This window comes from Oceanobacter sp. 4_MG-2023 (assembly GCF_030689165.1).
Lineage (GTDB): Bacteria > Pseudomonadota > Gammaproteobacteria > Pseudomonadales > Oceanobacteraceae > Oceanobacter.
Genome location: NZ_JAUYVV010000003.1, coordinates 129,369 through 148,807, shown reverse-complemented (window position 1 = coordinate 148,807; position 19,439 = coordinate 129,369). Strand labels below are relative to the sequence as shown.

Here is a 19,439-nt window from a genome sequence, read left to right as displayed (position 1 = left end):
GTTCAGGGTTTCCGTTGACAACAGTTGGAAGAATGTTTGGGTAAATCAGGTACCAGATCAACGCCGTGATCCCCCCAAGGGTGGCATCTGACCAAACGACGGATGGCGAGATAACCGCCACGCAAGGCACCGTATCGTGTTACCGCTTCAGCAGCATAAGACGAGCAGGTAGGGTAAAAACGACAGCGGGAGGGCAATAACGGACTGATGGCGTAGCGATAGCCGGCAATCAGCAACAGCAGTATTCGAGCTGCAAAACTAACGTCGCCGTCTTTTTTGATTGTTGCCGGACTTGCCATGGTTTGGTCGCTTTAATCGGAACCAGAGGGAGTCAATCATCTCACGTATCTGACGGTTGTCCAGTTCGGTAATTCCTGACCTCGCCAATACGACATAATCGTATGAACCCAGTTCGGGCTGGTGATGACGGAATGATTCCCGAATCAACCGTTTGACACGATTTCGATCGACAGCATGTCGAATTTGCTTCTTGGCTAACACAAACCCCAGACGCGGACGCTGTTGTTGGTTGCCAGAAGCAAGGACCAGCAATTGGGGAGTACTCCCGCGCCGTTCAGTATCATCAAAAACTCGTTTGAACTCAGCTGGTTTCAGCAATCGTGCATCACGGCCAAAGGTCAAATCGATCATCAGTAAACTGCGGTCGGGAGCTATCTGCCCGATCAGGCGCTCAGATTCTGACGGCCTTTGGCACGACGGCGAGTCAGGATCTGACGACCGCTTTTGGTAGCCATACGTGCACGGAAGCCGTGGTTGCGCTTGCGCTTCAGGACGCTTGGTTGAAATGTACGTTTCATATTCGGATACCCGGTTAATGTTTAGGGGTCAGTTTTTAAAGGGCGGCAATTGTATGAGAAAGCCGGATAAATGGCAATGACTGTTTCCTGACCAATTTTGATGACCGAATCGGTCAGCATAATTCCCCACAGTTCCAATATTATTATTTTGTATGAATTAGTGTTTGAAAAGAGAGGGAGGACTGATGAAGTTATTATTATTACGCCACGGTTTTTCTGTGGATAACCGGTCTAAGCTTTTGATTCCAATGAATTTATAGAGTTAATAACCAGGTCTTGTTCCAGTGATGAAGGTGGTATTAAGCTGACCGTAACCCGTGTGTGAAAGAGCAAGATATACCGTCGCTGTCTGATCGCCATCATTTGCTGTGGAGTAAATGGGTGATTACGGTCAGGTTTTCCACAGGTTGTTGGTTGGCAGTTTCGATGGTACTGAATTCACCCGCTGCGAGTCAGACTATTCTGTGGATAACTTCTGCCACTTTGGATACACTAGCGGCCTTGACCAAAACGTAAATTGAGGTGGGTGTGGCTGTTTTTTGGGATGAATGTTTACGGCATCTGGAGCATGAATTGCCGACCCAGCAGTACAACACCTGGATTCGACCTCTGATGGCGTCTGAGCAAAATCAGCGGTTGGTATTAAGTGCGCCAAACCGCTTTGTTCGGGATTGGGTCAAAGACAAATACCTGCAACGAATCCAGGAAATTCTTTCCGAGTTGAATGGCGGACGGCTGACTCACGTGGATCTGACCGTGGGTGAATCGCAGCCGATGTTTCGTGCGCCACCGCCTGCGCCGCGCCAGGCTGAACCACAGCCACCGGTGGCGCGTAATCCGGCCTCCAGCTTTGCTGCCACTCGGGCACGAGCAGAAGATGATGAGCCAATGGTGGATGAATTCCAGCCGCCAGCGGTTACTGCCAAACCTCCGGTACAAATGCCTGTCAATACATCCGCGGCTTCCACTTCTCGCCGGGAAGTACAGGTAGAAGGAGGGGTAAAGCACCGTTCCTTCCTGAACCCGACATTTACCTTCCAGACTTTTGTTGAAGGCAAATCGAACCAGCTCGCCCACGCTGCAGCCCAGCAGGTTGCCGAAAACGCTGGCGGGTCGTACAACCCACTCTTTATATATGGTGGTGTTGGCCTGGGTAAAACCCACTTGATGCATGCGGTCGGCAATTATCTACAGTCAAAAAACCAGAACGCCAAGGTACTTTATGTACACTCCGAGCGTTTTGTGCAGGATATGGTCAAGGCCCTGCAGCTGAATGCCATTAACGAATTCAAGCGTTTCTATCGCGGTCTGGATGCCTTGCTGATTGATGACATCCAGTTTTTCGCCGGTAAAGAGCGCTCTCAGGAAGAGTTTTTCCATACCTTCAACGCCTTGTTGGAAGGTGGTCAGCAAATGATTCTGACTTGTGACCGTTACCCAAAAGAAATTCATGGCCTTGAAGAGCGGTTGAAGAGTCGTTTTGGCTGGGGACTGACGGTCGGTGTTGAACCTCCCGAGCTTGAAACCCGGGTCGCCATCTTGATGAAAAAAGCAGAGCAAAGTGGGGTGCACTTACCTGATGATGCTGCTTTTTTTGTTGCCCAGCGCATTCGCTCCAATGTCCGGGAGCTGGAAGGTGCCCTGAAGCGAGTGATTGCCAGTGCGCAATTCACCGGCAGTGAAATCAACCTGCCGTTTATCAAGGAATCGCTGAAAGACCTGCTTGCTCTGCAAGAACGGCAAGTCAGTATTGATAATATCCAGCGGACCGTCGCCGAGTATTACAAAATCAAGATCTCTGATTTATCATCTAAGCGCCGAACACGATCGATCGCCCGCCCACGACAAGTGGCGATGGCGTTAAGCAAAGAGCTCACTAATCATAGTCTTCCCGAGATTGGCGAAGCCTTTGGTGGCAGAGATCATACGACGGTGTTGCACGCTTGTAGAAAAGTGAAAGAACTGCAACAAACCAACGCTGACGTTCTTGAAGATTACAAGAACCTGCTGCGTTCACTGACAACCTAGACCTGAGTGGAGAAACATGAAATTCGTAATCTCTAGGGAAGCTTTGCTACGCCCCCTGCAACTGGTGGCGGGTGTTGTTGAAAAACGACAGACGTTACCGGTGCTCTCCAATGTATTGTTGGAAGTGCGTGGTCAGCAGTTATCCCTGACAGGGACCGATCTCGAGGTCGAACTGGTTGGCCGGGTAACGCTTGACGAAGCCGGTGTTGAAGGTGCTGTTACTGTGCCCGGCAAAAAACTGATGGATATTTGCCGCTCCTTGCAGGACGGTGCCCAGATAGAAATTGCCCTTGATGACCAGCGCGTGAATATCCGCTCTGGTCGTTCACGTTTTACCTTGTCCTCCTTGCCTGCCAGCGAATTTCCTAACGTTGAATCGGTGGGTGAAGAAAAAAGCTTTACCATGAGCCAACAGGTGTTACGCCGGGCGCTGGATCGCACCAGCTTTGCCATGGCGCAACAGGACGTACGGTATTATCTTAACGGCATGCTGTTTGAAGTCAGCACTGACTCACTGCGTACCGTTGCAACCGACGGCCACCGCCTGGCGACCTGCCGTGTTGATATATCCGGGCCGGATGAAGCCAGCCAGATTATCTTGCCACGCAAAGGCGTGCTGGAATTGGCAAAACTGCTGACAGACGCCGAGATGAGCGTGACCTTGTCTTTGAGTGGTAATCACTTACGCACCCAAACCGAGAATTTCACTTTTATCTCCAAGCTGGTTGATGGCAAGTTTCCGGATTACACCCGGGTAATTCCAAAAAACGGTACCAACGTCATGCTGGCCGATCGCCAGGAATTACGCCAGGTATTTGCCCGGACGGCGATTCTTTCCAACGAAAAGTATCGTGGTGTGCGTTTGGTGCTGGCTCCGGATTTATTGCAAGTGTTTGCCAATAACCCTGAACAAGAAGAAGCCGAAGAATCTGTAGCCGTTCATTACAGTGGCGACTCCCTTGAAATGGGCTTTAACGTTGCCTACCTGCTGGACGTTATGTCTGTTATCAGTAATGAAAACGTCAAACTGACGCTGTCCGACGCAAATAGCAGTGCACTTCTGGAAGAACCGGAAGGTGGCGACTCGCTTTACGTTGTGATGCCGATGCGCTTGTAGGTATTTATGCCGATTCGGCGTTTGTCCGTTCGCGGTGTCCGTAATCTGGCACCGCTGACGATTCAGCCTCATTCCCGTGTTAACTTTATTTATGGTGATAACGGCAGCGGTAAAAGCAGCTTGCTGGAATCCATCGCCTTGCTGTCTTCCGGCAAATCTTTCCGTTCCAATCAGATTAAACAGCTGATCCTGCACGATGCGGATCGGCTTGAGCTGGAATGCGAGATGGGCGAGCCTGATGAAGAAAAAACACAGAACCTGTACAGCCTCCGTTTACGTAATGGTGACGTACTGTTTCGCCTCGATGGATCGGTACTGACATCCCAGGCGCAGGTCGCCAGTTGCTTGCCGGTTCAAGTGATTGAGCCCAATACCTTCCGGTTACTGGTTGGATCTCCAGAAGACCGCCGCCAGTTTCTTGATTGGGGAGTGTTCCATGTGGAACCTGGCTTTATCGAAGAATGGCGGATCTTCCGTAAGGTACTAAAACAACGCAACAGCGTGCTGAAACAAAAAGAAACCAGCTGGCTGGATGTTTGGGATGATGGCTTTATGGAAGCCAGCGAAAAGATTCACCAGTATCGCCTGGCTTATCTGAAAGATTTTGTGCCTCGCTTTGAGACTACGCTGGCAGCACTCGATGAAAGCATCAAGGTAGGATTACATTATTATCCCGGCTGGGAAAAGGACAGCCAGCTCAAGGATATTCTGGCCCGACAGCAAGAGCGGGATTTACAGCTGGGCTATACTCAGTCTGGCCCACATCGGGCAGAGCTGCGTATTCGAGTGAATAAATTACCGGCAGCGGATGTACTGTCGCGAGGCCAGCAAAAAACAGTGGTGGCAGCACTGAAGCTTACCCAGGGAATTCTGTATAAGCAAAGCTGTGGTAATGCGCCTATTTACCTGGTCGATGACCTGGCCTCAGAGCTGGATTCCCGGCACCGTTTGGCTTTATGCCAGGTGCTGGAAGATTTAAAATGTCAGGTATTTATTACAAGTATAGAAAAGCAGCAACTGATGGACAGCTGGACCCCCTCCGACTTCAAGGTGTTTCATGTGGAACACGGCAAAATCGAAGAAGAAAGCCTTTCCTGATCACTTGATCCAACAAGCAGTTGTTGATGCTATTTCCGCCCAAGAGGAACACTGAATGAGTGAGCAGAGTTACGATTCGTCCAGTATTAAAGTACTGAAAGGCCTAGATGCCGTTCGCAAGCGCCCAGGCATGTATATCGGTGATACGGACGATGGCACCGGCCTGCATCATATGGTGTTTGAGGTGGTTGATAACTCCATTGATGAAGCCTTGGCGGGTTATTGTGACAGCGTTAATGTCGTTATTCACACGGACAATTCGGTATCGGTGTCGGATAACGGCCGAGGTATCCCCACCGAGATTCACGAAGAAGAAGGTGTCTCTGCTGCGGAAGTGATTCTGACGGTACTGCATGCTGGCGGCAAGTTTGATGACAATAGCTATAAGGTTTCAGGTGGATTACACGGCGTGGGTGTTTCCGTCGTCAATGCGTTATCTGAAAGCCTGAAAATGACCATTCGCCGTGGTGGCAAACTGTTCGAACAGGAATACAGCCACGGTGTGCCAGATTACCCATTGCGGGAAGTGGGTGTCAGTGACACCACCGGCACCATGGTGACTTTTTTACCATCAAAAGAAACCTTCACCAAAACCGAATTCTCCTATGAGTACCTGGCCAAACGCCTGCGGGAATTATCCTTCCTGAACTCCGGTGTTCGCATTTATTTAAAAGATGAGCGAGTCGCCGATAAAGAAGACGTTTTTGAGTTTGAAGGTGGGTTAGCCTCCTTCGTAAAATATCTCAATGACGGCAAAACCGCCCTGAACGACGTTTTCCATTTTAATGCTGAGCGTGAAGACGGTATTGCTGTGGAAGTGGCGATGCAGTGGAACGACTCCTTCCAGGAAAATATCTTCTGCTACACCAACAACATTCCACAACGGGATGGTGGCAGTCACCTGGCCGGTTTCCGTGCGGCCCTGACGCGTACCCTGAATACCTATATTGAAAAAGAAGGTCTGGCGAAAAAAGCCAAAGTGGCCACCACTGGTGACGATGCCCGCGAAGGCCTGACCGCGATTATTTCGGTCAAGGTACCTGATCCAAAATTCAGCTCCCAGACCAAAGACAAGCTGGTATCTTCTGAAGTGAAACCTGCGGTGGAGCAGGAGATGGGACGCCTGTTCAGTGAATATCTGATGGAAAACCCGTCGCAGGCAAAAGACCTGGTTGGCAAAATGATCGATGCCGCCCGTGCTCGTGACGCCGCTCGTCGTGCTCGTGAAATGACCCGACGTAAAGGCGCATTGGATATTGCCGGTCTGCCTGGCAAGCTGGCGGATTGCCAGGAAAAAGATCCAGCCTTGTCAGAAGTCTACCTGGTGGAAGGGGACTCGGCCGGCGGCTCCGCCAAGCAAGGCCGGGATCGTCGTACCCAGGCAATTTTGCCGTTGAAAGGTAAAATCCTCAACGTTGAAAAAGCCCGCTTTGACAAAATGCTGTCGTCAGCAGAAGTCGGCACCCTGATTACTGCATTGGGCTGTGGCATTGGCCGGGAAGAATTTAACCCCGACAAATTGCGTTATCACAGCATTATTATCATGACCGATGCGGACGTGGATGGGGCGCACATCCGGACGCTGTTGCTGACCTTCTTCTTCCGCCAAATGCCAGAAATCATTGAACGTGGTCATGTGTATATTGCCCAGCCGCCGTTGTACAAAATCAAACGTGGCAAGCAAGAACAGTACATCAAGGATGAAGAAGCGATGGAGGAGTACCTGACTCATATCGCTTTGGAAAAAGCCGCACTTCACCCGTCAGCGGATGCGCCAGCCATAACGGACACGGCTTTTGCTGAACTGGTTGCCGACTATCGGGCAGCACAAGAGATCGTACAGCGCTTGTCTGGCCTGATTCCTCAAGCCGTATTGCACCAGCTACTGACGCTGCCTGTTGTGGAAGCCTCTGCTCTGGGTGATGAAGCCTTTGTAAAAAACTGGGCTGTGCAGCTGGACGCAGTACTGCCGGATGCTGGCCGCAGTGGCAACCATTTCCACGTGGAACATATCCAGGATACTGAGCGTAACGAGTTTAATGTACTGGTTAAGGTCATTACTCATGGTGTGCCACGTGATTATATTCTCGATCGTGAATTTTTTACCGGTTCCGGTTATCGCAGATTGTCGATGATCAGCCAACGCCTGAGCGATACATTGGAAAGTGATGCCTATATTCAACGAGGGGAGCGTGTTTATCCTATCGTTGATTTCTGGGATGCAATTCAATGGCTGCTGAATGAAGCCAAAAAAGGCTTCAATATCCAGCGCTATAAAGGTCTGGGAGAGATGAACCCGGATCAATTGTGGGAGACCACCATGGACCCGAATACCCGTCGTATGCTGCGGGTTGGTATCGAGGATGCCATTTCCGCCGACAAGATGTTCACAACCCTGATGGGGGATGAAGTGGAACCGCGTCGCGCCTTTATCGAAGCCAATGCATTAAACGTAGCGAACCTGGATTTCTGATTTCTCCAGTGTTTATCAGGCCCCGGCGGAGGTATCTCGGTCGGGGCTTTTTTATTTCAGGCTTTTGGGTGGCAAGAGTCTGTCACTGAAAAAACGCATCAAAAAATTTCATCCACTGAGTTATCCACAGAAATGTCCGATCAGCAGGGGATGATTGACTCAACAGTGCTTGTCCCAAAGAGAGCTGCTATATAGTGGGTGGCAAGCTACAATAACCCAGCATTGGCCGAAGCCTGCTTGTTGCTGCCAGACGAGTGCTTCGGGTATCCCGTAATCCAGATCGACAGGAATGATTCATGATTATCAAACCGAGAGTGCGCGGTTTTATGTGTGTAACAACCCACCCAAGTGGTTGTGAAGCAAACGTTAAAGAGCAAATTGACTTTATCAAGGCACAGGGCAAGATCGATATGCCCAAGCGTGTCCTGGTGATTGGTGCTTCGACCGGTTATGGCCTGGCTGCACGTATTGCGGCTGCCTTTGGTGCAGGTGCATCCACACTCGGTGTGTTTTTTGAAAAAGAAGGAACAGAGAAAAAACCAGGCAGTGCTGGTTGGTACAACTCGGCGGCGTTCCATCAATTTGCTGAAGCCGATGGCTTGTATGCAAAAAGTATCAACGGTGATGCCTTTACCAATGCGATCAAGCAAAAAACCATCGACGCCATCAAGGCCGATATGGGTCAAGTCGACCTGGTTATTTACAGCCTGGCTGCTCCTCGTCGCCAGCACCCGGTAACCGGAGTTGTCCATAACTCGACCCTGAAACCCATCGGTAAAGACGTTACCCTGCGAGGTATCAATACCGATAAGGAAATCATTCAGGACTTCACCTTGCCAGCCGCTTCTCAAGAAGATATCGACAATACGGTTGCCGTTATGGGTGGTGAAGACTGGCAGATGTGGATTGATGCGCTGGATGCCGCCGGGGTATTGGCGGATGGTGCCAAAACGTCTGCGTTTACCTACCTCGGCGACAAGGTAACCTGGGATCTGTACTGGGGCGGTACCATTGGCCAGGCGAAGCAAGATCTCGACAAACGAGTGATCGCTATCCGTGAAAAACTGGCGGCCAAAGGCGGCGATGCCCGGGTTGCTGTGTTAAAAGCCGTTGTGACACAAGCCAGCTCCGCCATTCCAATTATGCCGCTGTACCTGTCGCTGCTATTCAAAGTGATGAAAGAGCAGGGTACTCACGAAGGCTGTATCGAACAGCTGTATCGCCTGTACAGCGAGTGCCTGTATTCAGATACTCCACGTCTGGATGATGAAGGGCGTGCCCGGGTTGATGAACTGGAGCTGATTCCGGAAGTACAAAAAGCCGTTGAAGATGCCTGGGATACCATCACCACGGACACCATCGCGACCGATACCGACTTTGCCGGTTACAAGGCAGAGTTCTTGCGCCTGTTTGGTTTTGGCCTGGAAGGCGTAGACTACGAAGCCGATGTTAATCCGCTGGTCACCATCAAAGGCATGGTCGAGTAAATCGGACCATGCCTGAATGTTCCGGGCTTTGGTGTTCCGGGCCAGAGTGGGCGATTGAAAGCGGGGCTGAAGCCGGGGTGTAGGGTGTGTGAGTAGATCAGTGCCAGAGAACCAGGCTGGTACTGGCAGACGATAAAGAGAGTGAAACGGCGACGTGTTTCACGTGAAACACACTCTTCAGCCAGCGATGATCAGCCAAGCCATCAAGACAAGAGCCAAGCCACACTGGCGACAGGCACACTCAGAAGAACAGTAAAAAAGCCGATGATTCCCAAAGAATCATCGGCTTTTTTATGGCTTCTTGTTATGCGCTAAGCGATAGCGTGCAATATCCAAGTAAGGTCAGAATTCACGACAGGACGAGGACGACCGACACCATAAGCCCGAATGTTCCACATGGAACAGGATGGCCTCACGATATGCAGAGCAATAAAAACGGCCCTCAGGTTAAACCAGAGAGCCGTTGTTAAAACCAATCTGCGTGGTGTTTGCTGTGTGCTGGCTAGAAGCGCTTGCCGCTGGTCACGGCTTCCACATACTCACCCTGGAATGGCAGATCAGAAATACGATCGACCTGCTCGTTGATCCAGGTTTCAGTCAGTTCATTCAAGTCGGCAGTACTCATACCTGCGGTTTCGATGGGAGTACTGATCACCATACGAATAACCCCCGGCGATTTTACCCAATGAGTGTTGGGCCAATGCTCGGAAGAGTTATGGGCAATGGTGATAACCGGAGCAGCGGTTTTGGTCGCCAGCATGGCCCCTCCCTTGGAAAACAGCTTGCGCTTGCCCGAAGGAATACGGCTGCCTTCTGGAAAGACCAGCACGTGAATACCTGCCTTCAGCCGCACCTCACCTTGCTGAATGACTTGCTTGAGAGCGTTGGTCTTTTTATTACGATTAATAAAAATGGGTTGAATCAACTGCAAACCCCAGCCAAAAAACGGCAGGTAAGACAGCTCTTTCTTGACCACCTGCACGTGTGGGTAGATCAGTGTTGGCAGCATAAAGGTTTCCCAGGTGCTCTGGTGTTTGCTGATCAGCACATAGCCACGGCCATCGCTGGGAATATTTTCCCGGCCTTCGACCTCACAGCGAATACCTGCAATCCAGCGCAAACCAAAAATAACCAGGCGGCAATGAATGCCCATTACCCAATAATTACGTGCCTTGAGCGGTAAAAAAGGGCCAATCAATAAACTGGGGATAAACCAGATAACGGTGACTACCGTCAGCCAAATGTAAAAAAGGATACTGCGTAGTTTATGGCTGAACGGTGAGTTTGGAACGTCGGCAGCGGCCGAATAACTGGAGCTGTTCATCATGCTGAAGAAGCCTTGTTGAAAATCAAACTGTCTGCGTGTTTATACCATTGCCATGAGGTTTTGATTGTTACGTCATTTCCTATGACTGTTTCCCTGTGGGCACGGGCACTGCACCGGACTCCAAGCAGATTGTGGGTTACAGGGCCTGCCAGCCAGACTACCTGACCCGGCTCCGACACACCAAGTATTCGTGAGGCTATTGAGCTATCAGTCAGGCCCGATTATCGGGTTTTGATTTTCCGAATTGAGGAATTGATCTACCCAGGATGACAGATCATCAAACACGGCGGTATGGGCGAGTGTTGGGTGAGTGGCCAGCTTGTTTTCTGAGGCACGGCCCTTGCCGGTGCGCACCAGTATTGGTGTACATCCAGCTGCGGTACCGGCTTCGAGATCCCGGATAGAATCGCCGACCATGACAGCCCCTTGGGCGGAGACTCCCAGCGCCTGTTCAATCTGATGGATCAGGCCAGGTAATGGCTTGCGGCAATCACACTGATCCCCGGGGCCATGGGGACACCAGGCAATATGGGCAAGATGACCGCCCTCGGCTTCAATCAAGGCATTCATTTTGCTGTGCATGGCATCGAGATCATCCTGATGGAAATAACCCCGGGCCAACCCCGACTGATTGGTGGCGACGGCTACCTGATAACCCGCCTGGCACAGGCGGGCGACGGCTTTGGCACTGCCGGGAATAGCGATCCATTCCGCGGCAGATTTGACGTAAGCATCGGAGTCCTGATTAAGGACGCCATCACGATCGAGAATAATCAGTGACATGGGATTGATCTCCGAGGGCATGGCACAGGCCAGTGTATCCATCATTCAGTGTGAGCGAACACACAAAAGCCCGGACCAGCCGGGCTTTTGTAGTCAGAGACAGACGATTGAGCCGCTTATATTGCTTGCCGTCGTCTGTGTGCCAGTTCAGCAGGTTTTAACCTTGCAGCAGGCTGATATCAGCGATGGCAATAAACATCGCCCGTAGCTGCTTCAGCAGCGCCAGACGGTTGTTTTTGATCGCTTCGTCATCCGCCATCACCATGACATTATCAAAGAAGTTATCGACCACATCACGCAAGGTGGACAATACCGTCAAGGCACCTTCGTAATCGCCGCGTTTGATAACCGGGCCAACCAGATCGGCCAGCGCCGTGACTTCTTCAAACAGGGCTTTTTCCTGTACTTCCTGCAGCAGCTCGGCGTTGACTTCGGCAGTGATGGTATCGCCGCCGTTTTTGGCCAGAATATTGGAAACCCGTTTGTTGGCAGCGGCCAATGCGGCGGCTGATTCCAGCTGGCTGAAAGCGTGTACGGCTTTCACCCGACGGTCAATATCGAGCGGCTGGGTAATGCCGAGGGCACGGACCGAGAGGAACACATCCGCCGGAATATGCGCGTCCTGGTACCAGGCACTGAAGCGGTCGAGCAGATACTCTGTCAGGGCAGCCTTGGTGTCGGCTTGTAATTCAATCGGCCAGTCATTGTCGAGTGCCCAGTCGAGCAGATCCGACAGATCGATATTGATCTTCTTTTCCACCAGAATACGTAATACACCGAGAGAGGCACGACGCAGGGCAAACGGGTCTTTGGAGCCGGTGGGCAGTTGGCCAATGCCAAACAGCCCGGCCAGTGAGTCCAGCCGGTCGGCCAACGCAATGGCAGTACCGGTTGCGGTATCGGGCAGTGCATCACCGGCAAAGGCGGGCATGTACTGCTCAATCATGGCGGCGGCGACATCGGCGTGTTCACCATCGTGCTCGGCGTAATATTTACCCGCCAGACCTTGCAGGTCGGTGAACTCGAATACCATGTTGGAGACCAGATCGTTTTTACACAATCGGGCGGCTCGCTCAACCAGAGCGGTATCAGCGTTCATGGCGCTGGCAATTTTCTGCCCCAGCGTCGAAATGCGGCGGGCCTTGTCGGCGATGGAGCCGAGGCTGTTGACCCAGACAACGTTCTCGAGCTTGTCGAAACGGCTCGCCAGCGGCTGCTTGCGGTCGGTATCCCAGAAGAATTTGGCATCGGCCAGACGTGGACGAATCACTCGCTCGTTGCCGGAAATCACCTGGGCCGGATCTTTTGATTCGATATTGGCGACGGTAATAAAGTTGTTCAGCAGCTGGCCATCTTTCATTACGTGGAAGTATTTCTGGTGCTCTTTCATGGAAGAGACCAGTGCTTCCGCCGGAACGGTCAGAAAGCTTTCATCAAATGAACCCGCCAGGGCGACAGGCCACTCATTAAGCGCGGTGACTTCTTCGAGCAAGTCGTCACTGATAACCGCTTCACCACCCAGTTTTTCACCGGCGGCTTTTACCTGTTTGGCAATCAGCTCCGAACGTTCGGCAAAACTGGCCATCACATAGGCAGCACGCAAGGTTTCTTCGTACTCGGCCGGTGAGTTGATACTTACTTCACCAGGTGCATGGAAGCGGTGACCCATGGAGGTGTTACCGGCTTGCAAGCCCAGTATTTCAGCGTCGACAACGGCGTTACCAAACAGCATCACCAACCATTGTACTGGCCGGACAAATTCAACCCGGGAGTCACCCCAGCGCATGCGCTTGGGAATCGGCAGCTTGTCGAGGCTGGTCTGTACGATGGCAGGCAGCAACTCAACCGTTTGTTTACCCTTGATCGTGCGCTGGATCATCAGCTTGCCAGCGTTTTTACCGGCAGATTCGGGAGCGGTTTGTAACTCACTGGCATCGACACCGGCACGGGCGGCAAAACCTGCCGCCGCCTTGGTCAGATTACCGTCGGCATCGTAGGCGATTTTGGCCGGTGGGCCATAGAGGGTTTCCTGCTGATCGGCTTGTTGCTCGGCAAGGCCGGTAATACGCACGGCCATACGTCGTGGTGCAGCAAAAATGGTGACCTTGTCAGTCGTCAGGCTGGCGTCGTTCAGGCCATTGACGATGCCGTCGGCAAAGGCTTCCGACAGGCTTTTTAATGCCATGGGTGGCAGTTCTTCGGTACCCAGCTCTACCAGAAAATCTTGAGTGGCCATTATTTGTTCTCCCCAGCCGCTTGGGCTGCTTCTTTCTCAGCCTTCTTGCGTGCTTTTTCAGCGTCCTTTTCTTTATCGGCTAACCACTTGGCCAGCACTTCCTCACGAATACCGTCTTCGGCCAGCGGGAAGCCACGTTCGGCACGACTGTCGTAATAACAGTGAGCGACGGCACGGGCGAGGGTGCGAACACGCAGAATATAGCCCTGACGCTCGGTGACAGAAATCGCCCCGCGTGCATCCAGCAGGTTAAAGGTGTGCGAGGCTTTCAGGGTTTGTTCGTAGGCTGGCAGTGGCAGGTTGGCAGCGACCAGCTTGGTGCAGTCTTTTTCGTATTGATCGAAGGCCTGGAATAAAAAGTCGACATCGGCGAATTCAAAATTGTAGGTGGATTGCTCCACTTCGTTTTGATGGAAGACGTCGCCGTAGGTGACTGGCTCTCCGTCGGGGCCATAGGTCCAGACGAGGTCGTAGACCGAGTCGACTTCCTGCAGGTACATGGCGATCCGTTCGAGACCGTAGGTGATTTCACCCATGACCGGGAAACATTCCAACCCACCGGCTTGCTGGAAGTAGGTGAACTGGGTGACTTCCATACCGTTGAGCCAGACTTCCCAGCCCAGACCCCAGGCGCCCAGTGTTGGCGATTCCCAGTTGTCTTCTACAAAACGGATGTCGTGGATCAGGGTATCAACCCCAAGCACATTCAGAGAGCCAAGGTACAGCTCCTGGAAGTTGGCTGGGGAAGGCTTCATGACCACCTGGAACTGATAATAGTGCTGCAGGCGATTGGGGTTTTCACCGTAACGGCCATCGGTGGGACGACGGCTGGGCTGAACGTAGGCCGAGTTCCATTTTTCCGGGCCAATGGCGCGTAAAAAAGTGTGTACATGGAAAGTACCGGCCCCGACTTCGAGGTCCAGTGGCTGGTTGATAACACAGCCCTGATCGGACCAGTACTCTTGCAGGGCGGCAATCATGCCCTGAAAGGTTTTGACGTTATGGCGACTCTGACTCACAGCTTCTACCCCTGGGGAGATGTTCCTGAAAAACAAAGGCCGGGATTATAGCAGCGCTGGAGGTTGAAGACAGAGGCAATCCGTCATGAGGGTCTTGCAGGCCCTGGCAGAGGAACAAGGGATAGCCAGCCTGTACGGCGATCAACGGAACAGGCGCAGCGGATGCCGGCCAACCATCATCCTACCGGTCGGTGAAATCGAGCCGCTGTTAATGCTGTATATGAGGCAGAACAATACAGACTTCTGCGCCCCCTTTGGGCAGGTTGCCACAACTGACACGGCCTTGCTGCTCGCCTTGCTTGTGATGGCGGGCAATTTCACCGATCAGGTAAAGGCCGAGGCCACTGCCACCGTTTTTGGTGGTGATACGCTCGCCGTTCAGGATGCTTTGATCAAAACCGTGGCCGTTGTCTTCGACCCGGAAAACCAGCGTGTTGTTGCCGCTCTCGATGGAGGCACTGAGACGGATACGCGTGGCACCGGCCTGGGCGCTGTTGGTGATCAGCGTCACCAGTGCCATATGCACCAGATCTTCGCTGTAAAAACCCTGAATGGCTTCGTCGATGTTGTTTTCAAAACGAATATTGGGAAACTGCAACTGGGTTGAATCGATGGCATCGAGGACGGTGTCGTGGGGCCAGGCATCATCGAGGGGGAAATCACGCTCTTTTTCCATCCGGAACAGCGTCATCATCTGGATGGCGTCGTTTTGCAGGCGGCTGGTGTTCTGCAAAATCGGCTTGAGATAGGCATGGTAGCGTTCAGGAATATGCGTCAGCGCTTCCTGTTCGCACGCCAGCAGCGTTTGCAACTGGTTTTTCAGGTCGTGGATGACCGCACCGATCATGTAATCAAATTTCATGAAGCAAGCTCCTGGAGCAAGCGAGTAAAGTGGTTCATCGAGCGCCGGGAGCGCACAAACGGTTCAGGGACAAGCGTTACACCATCTCGTCCGCGACCACTATGGATATCCGGGACAGATATCTGTGTGGCGTTAGCGATTTTGCCGTTTGCCGCCAAGGGCAGTGCTCAGAGGCACTTTAGCGTTGAGGCGTGTCTCTGTCACCTCGTGCGGCCAGGATTCGTGATGGTGTCCCTCCGTGGATTGGCTGTCCAGCTTCTCAGTATAGACGATGCCGCTGTCTGGACAGGATTGAACCTTTATCGTCAACGTCATGCCAGTGTCATTTTGAGCCAGCTGCTATAACACTTGCCTGAATAAACACAGGTCGTACACTGCGCTTTTCAAGTCAGAACAGTGAGAAGCGGTGAAACAGATTACCGGATATTGGATGATTGGCCTTGTTCGCTTGCTGGGACTGCTGCCCTTGGGGCTGACCCAGCGTATTGGACGTGGCCTGGGCTGGCTGCTGTGGTTACGCCGCACCCGGTCACGGGAAGTGGCACGGGTGAACCTGGCGTTGACGGCGCCGGATATGGACACCGCAGAGCGCGATCAGTTACTGAAAAAAACCTTGCTGCACAACGGCATGACCGGTGCAGAGATGGGTGTTTTCTGGGGCAAGAATACAATTGATGTACTGAGCCTGATACGACGGGTGCATAACGCCAAACTGTTGGATGATGCCTTGGCCGACAGCCGGGGTGTCTTGATTCTGGCCCCTCATATTGGCAACTGGGAGCAGCTGAATACCTACCTCAGTAACCGCTGCCAGATCACCATCATGTTCAAGCCGGCAAAGAATCCGCAGTTTGATAGCTGGATGCGACAGCGTCGCCAGAACACCGGTGCGACACTGGTGCCGACCACGGCCGGAGGCGTACGGGCGCTGTTCAAAACGCTGCAGCAAGGGAGCGTGGCGGGCTTTTTGCCGGATCAGGAACCCGAGCGCCGCAGTGGCGTGATCGTCCCTTTTATGGGCGTTCCAACACTGACGCCGCGCATGCCCCACGAGCTGTTACAGCGGACCGGGGCACTGGCGTTAATGGCGTTTGCCTTGCGTCGCCCTGATGCCGAGGGGTTTGATGTGCACTTTCTGGAACCGGATGCCGATATCTACAGCAAGGATGCCAACGTTGCCTGCACCGCACTGAACCGCAGTGTCGAGCAAGTGGTCGCCATGGCACCGGAGCAATACCAGTGGACGTACAAACGCTTCAAGCGTCAGCCCGATGGCACCCCCAGCCCGTATAAAGCAGCCGGGGTACCCTGAGACAAGCGCCCGTGTTGCGGGCGCACTCAGCCGCGCCAGAACGATGGGCTGATCAGCACCAGCAAGGTAAAGATTTCCAGCCGCCCCAGCAGCATGGTGAGAGCGCAAATCCACTTGGCAGCATCACTGATATCACCGTAGTGAGTGGCCACTTCGCCAAGGCCCGGGCCGAGGTTGTTGAGGCAGGCACCGACGGCGGAAAAGGCCGTTACGTGGTCGAGCCCGGTGGCCAGCAGTAACAGCATCATCACCATGTAGGTGAGAACATACAGGGCAAAAAATCCCCACACGGCTTCCAGTACCCGTTCGGATACCGGCTGACGGCCGATTTTCACAGGAATCACGGCATTGGGGTGCACCAGCCGATTAATCTCACGATTTCCCTGTTTGAAAATCAGCAGCACCCGAATCACCTTCATACCGCCGCCGGTTGAACCGGCACAGCCCCCGATAAAGGCCATCATAAACAGCAATACGGGCAGGAAAATCGGCCAGGCAGAAAAGTCAGCGGTACTGAACCCCGTCGTGGTGGCCACGGTAACGGTTTCAAAAATACCGTAACGTACTGCCTCGGGCAGCTCGTAGGTGTTGGTCAGCCACAAGGCCGGAATGGTCAGGGCGATGCCTCCGGCCATCACGGCAAAGAAGAACTTGAGCTCGGAGTCGCGAATAAAATGCGACAGGGAGTGGTAGCGCCAGGCGTAAAAGTGCAGCGCAAAATTGAGTGATGAGGTCAGCATGAAAAAGACCGCAATCATCTCAATGGTGGCGCTGTCGAAGTAACCCATAGAGGCATCGTGGGTTGAAAATCCGCCAATCGCCACGGTGGAAAAACTGTGGCTGACGGCATCAAACGGCGTCATCCCCGCCAGCCAATAACCCAGCGCACAGGCAATGGTCAGGCTCAGATAAATATACCAGAGCGCCTTGGCGGTCTCGGTAATACGGGGTGTCAGTTTGGAGTCTTTCAGTGGCCCGGGTGTTTCGGCCCGGAACAGCTGCATGCCACCAATGCCCAGCATCGGCAGTACCGCAACGGCAAGCACAATAATCCCCATACCGCCGAGCCATTGAAGCTGCTGGCGATACCAGAGAATACTCTCGGGCAGCTGGTCGAGGCCGGTCATGATGGTCGCCCCGGTAGTGGTCCAGCCAGACAGCGATTCAAAAAAGGCGTCGGTAAAACTCAGCCCCGGGTTGTCCGACAGCATAAAGGGAAACGACCCCGACAACGCCAGCACAATCCAGAACAGCACGGTGATCACAAAACCGTCCCGAGTGCGCAGGTCGTGATGTTCATGGCGCACCGGCAGCCAGCATAAAAAGCCGAGGCCAAAGGTAATCGCCAGCGCACTGACAAACGCAGGCAGGGCATCATCGTTAAACCACAAAGAGACCAGAATAGGGGGCAGCATGGTCAAGCTGAACAACATCAGGAAGATACCCAATACCCGTGCAATCACGGAGATATGCATAATCCGGTTCGCCTTACGTCTGTATTTGTATTAGAAGAAACCAAGCCCAACCTGGAACAGCCGTTCCACATCAGCAATATGGCGTTTATCCATCACAAACAGGATGACGTGATCATCCGATTCCACCACCACTTCCGAGGTCGCCATGATGACCTCTTCACCGCGAACGATGGCACCAATGGTCGTGCCGGGTGGCAGCTGGATTTCACGGATGGCCTTGCCGACCACCTTGGAAGAGTGGCTGTCACCATGGGCGATGGCCTCAATGGCTTCTGCGGCACCACGTCGCAACGAGTGCACATTCACTACGTCGCCGCGGCGTACGTGGGTAAGCAGGCTGCCAATAGTGGCCTGCTGGGGAGAGATGGCAACATCGATGGAGCCACCCTGCACCAGGTCGACATAGGCGGCCTTGTTGATCAGCGTCATGACCTTGCGGGCGCCGGAGCGTTTGGCCAATAACGACGACATGATATTGACCTCGTCATCGTTGGTCAGGGCGCAGAACACATCGGTATTCTCGATATTTTCTTCTTCCAGCAGCGCCTTGTCGGTGGCGGTGCCCAGCAGTACCACGGCGTGATTGAGGTTCTCGCTGAGGAAGCGGGCGCGGTCGCGGTTACGCTCCATGATCTTGATGTGATAGGTGGCTTCCAGCTCTTTGGCGAGGCGATAACCAATATTACCGCCCCCGGCAATGATAATGCGTTTGTAAGAGTCTTCGGTGCGGCGTAACTCGGACATCACCTTTTTGATGTGCGCGTTGGCAGCAACAAAAAACACCTCGTCATCGGCTTCGATAATGGTGTCACCCGTTGGCTCTATCGCCTTGCCGCGACGGAAGACCGCTGCCACCCGGGTGTCGACATCGGGCAAGTGGCTCTTTAATTGCTGGATTGCCTGACCCACCAGCGGGCCGCCGTAATAGGCGGTAACAGCCACCAGCTGCACGCGTTTGTCGGCAAAATCGAGCACTTGCAGCGCACCAGGATACTCCAGCAAGCGGCGTACGTAGTTGGTAACTACTTGCTCAGGGGAGATCAGTACATCGATCGGGAAGGCATCGACCCGGAACAAATCCGGTTGCTTCAGGTAGGCATTGGAGCGAATCCGGCTGATTTTGGTTGGCGTCCGGAATAACGAATAAGCCACCTGACAGGCCACCATATTGGTTTCATCCGAATTGGTGACAGCCACCAGCATATCGGCGTCATCGGCTCCGGCTTCGCGCAAGACATGAGGGTAAGAGCCATGACCGGAGACCGTCTTGATATCGATACGGTCCTGCAACTCTCGCAGCCGTACCTGATCGGTATCCACCACCGTAATGTCATTGTGTTCGACGGCCAGGTTTTCAGCCAGGGTGCCGCCGACTTGGCCAGCGCCGAGAATAATAATTTTCAT

The 19,439-nt window shown here is 53.1% G+C and carries 16 protein-coding genes; 6 read left to right on the top strand and 10 right to left on the bottom strand.

The features are described 5' to 3' along the window. Window positions 1-2 precede the first annotated feature (2 nt). From yidD to rpmH, 3 genes are read right to left on the bottom strand one after another with little or no spacing between them, the layout of a single operon-like run. Complete coding sequence (gene yidD, locus Q8W24_RS03810) at window positions 3-299, bottom strand: membrane protein insertion efficiency factor YidD (RefSeq protein ID WP_303431236.1); 297 nt, start codon at window positions 297-299, stop codon at window positions 3-5. Next, window positions 259-651 (bottom strand): ribonuclease P protein component, encoded by a 393-nt coding sequence (rnpA, locus tag Q8W24_RS03805; protein WP_303431237.1) that lies wholly within the window; start codon window positions 649-651, stop codon window positions 259-261. The genes yidD and rnpA overlap by 41 nt, the downstream gene beginning before the upstream one ends. Window positions 652-683: 32 nt before the next feature. After that, window positions 684-818, bottom strand: a complete 135-nt coding sequence (gene rpmH / locus Q8W24_RS03800) for a 50S ribosomal protein L34 (protein ID WP_303431238.1) — start codon at window positions 816-818, stop codon at window positions 684-686. Window positions 819-1,340: 522 nt separating this feature from the next. Here rpmH and dnaA point away from each other — a divergent pair. The 5 genes from dnaA (at window position 1,341) to fabV (ending at window position 9,021) form a co-directional block, all read left to right on the top strand. Beyond that, complete coding sequence (dnaA, locus tag Q8W24_RS03795) at window positions 1,341-2,846, top strand: chromosomal replication initiator protein DnaA (RefSeq protein WP_305413607.1); 1,506 nt, start codon at window positions 1,341-1,343, stop codon at window positions 2,844-2,846. A gap of 16 nt (window positions 2,847-2,862) precedes the next feature. Continuing rightward, window positions 2,863-3,963: a DNA polymerase III subunit beta gene (gene dnaN, locus Q8W24_RS03790; protein ID WP_303431241.1), complete on the top strand. Its 1,101-nt coding sequence runs from the start codon at window positions 2,863-2,865 to the stop codon at window positions 3,961-3,963. A 6-nt stretch (window positions 3,964-3,969) separates the two neighbouring features. After that, entirely contained in the window at window positions 3,970-5,061 is a 1,092-nt protein-coding gene (gene recF, locus Q8W24_RS03785) for a DNA replication/repair protein RecF (protein WP_303431242.1), read from the top strand. Window positions 5,062-5,116: 55 nt separating this feature from the next. Further along, entirely contained in the window at window positions 5,117-7,534 is a 2,418-nt protein-coding gene (gyrB, locus tag Q8W24_RS03780; protein WP_305474469.1) for a DNA topoisomerase (ATP-hydrolyzing) subunit B, read from the top strand. 296 nt (window positions 7,535-7,830) lie between these two features. Continuing rightward, entirely contained in the window at window positions 7,831-9,021 is a 1,191-nt protein-coding gene (fabV, locus tag Q8W24_RS03775; RefSeq protein ID WP_303431245.1) for an enoyl-ACP reductase FabV, read from the top strand. Window positions 9,022-9,523: 502 nt separating this feature from the next. Here fabV and Q8W24_RS03770 read toward each other — a convergent pair. The 5 genes from Q8W24_RS03770 to Q8W24_RS03750 all read right to left on the bottom strand — a co-directional run bounded on the left by Q8W24_RS03770 (window position 9,524) and on the right by Q8W24_RS03750 (window position 15,248). Further along, window positions 9,524-10,348: a 1-acyl-sn-glycerol-3-phosphate acyltransferase gene (locus tag Q8W24_RS03770; RefSeq protein WP_305474468.1), complete on the bottom strand. Its 825-nt coding sequence runs from the start codon at window positions 10,346-10,348 to the stop codon at window positions 9,524-9,526. 207 nt (window positions 10,349-10,555) lie between these two features. Continuing rightward, window positions 10,556-11,131, bottom strand: coding sequence for a D-glycero-beta-D-manno-heptose 1,7-bisphosphate 7-phosphatase (gene gmhB / locus Q8W24_RS03765; protein WP_305474466.1), 576 nt, complete (start codon window positions 11,129-11,131; stop codon window positions 10,556-10,558). A gap of 157 nt (window positions 11,132-11,288) precedes the next feature. Then, a complete protein-coding gene (glyS, locus tag Q8W24_RS03760) occupies window positions 11,289-13,367 on the bottom strand; it encodes a glycine--tRNA ligase subunit beta (protein ID WP_305474465.1) in 2,079 nt (692 codons plus the stop codon). Next, window positions 13,367-14,386: a glycine--tRNA ligase subunit alpha gene (glyQ, locus tag Q8W24_RS03755; RefSeq protein WP_303431252.1), complete on the bottom strand. Its 1,020-nt coding sequence runs from the start codon at window positions 14,384-14,386 to the stop codon at window positions 13,367-13,369. The genes glyS and glyQ overlap by 1 nt, the downstream gene beginning before the upstream one ends. 208 nt (window positions 14,387-14,594) lie before the next feature. Next, the gene (locus Q8W24_RS03750) at window positions 14,595-15,248 is read right to left on the bottom strand and encodes a sensor histidine kinase KdpD (RefSeq protein ID WP_305474462.1); all 654 of its coding nucleotides are present in this window, start codon (window positions 15,246-15,248) and stop codon (window positions 14,595-14,597) included. 430 nt (window positions 15,249-15,678) lie between these two features. Between Q8W24_RS03750 and Q8W24_RS03745 the strand changes: the two genes are divergently transcribed. After that, complete coding sequence (locus Q8W24_RS03745) at window positions 15,679-16,560, top strand: lysophospholipid acyltransferase family protein (RefSeq protein ID WP_305474460.1); 882 nt, start codon at window positions 15,679-15,681, stop codon at window positions 16,558-16,560. A 26-nt stretch (window positions 16,561-16,586) separates the two neighbouring features. Here Q8W24_RS03745 and Q8W24_RS03740 read toward each other — a convergent pair whose 3' ends face one another. Together Q8W24_RS03740 and trkA are read right to left on the bottom strand one after the other, a co-directional pair. After that, window positions 16,587-18,035: a TrkH family potassium uptake protein gene (locus Q8W24_RS03740; protein ID WP_303431255.1), complete on the bottom strand. Its 1,449-nt coding sequence runs from the start codon at window positions 18,033-18,035 to the stop codon at window positions 16,587-16,589. A 30-nt stretch (window positions 18,036-18,065) separates the two neighbouring features. Continuing rightward, window positions 18,066-19,439, bottom strand: a complete 1,374-nt coding sequence (gene trkA / locus Q8W24_RS03735) for a Trk system potassium transporter TrkA (RefSeq protein WP_303431256.1) — start codon at window positions 19,437-19,439, stop codon at window positions 18,066-18,068.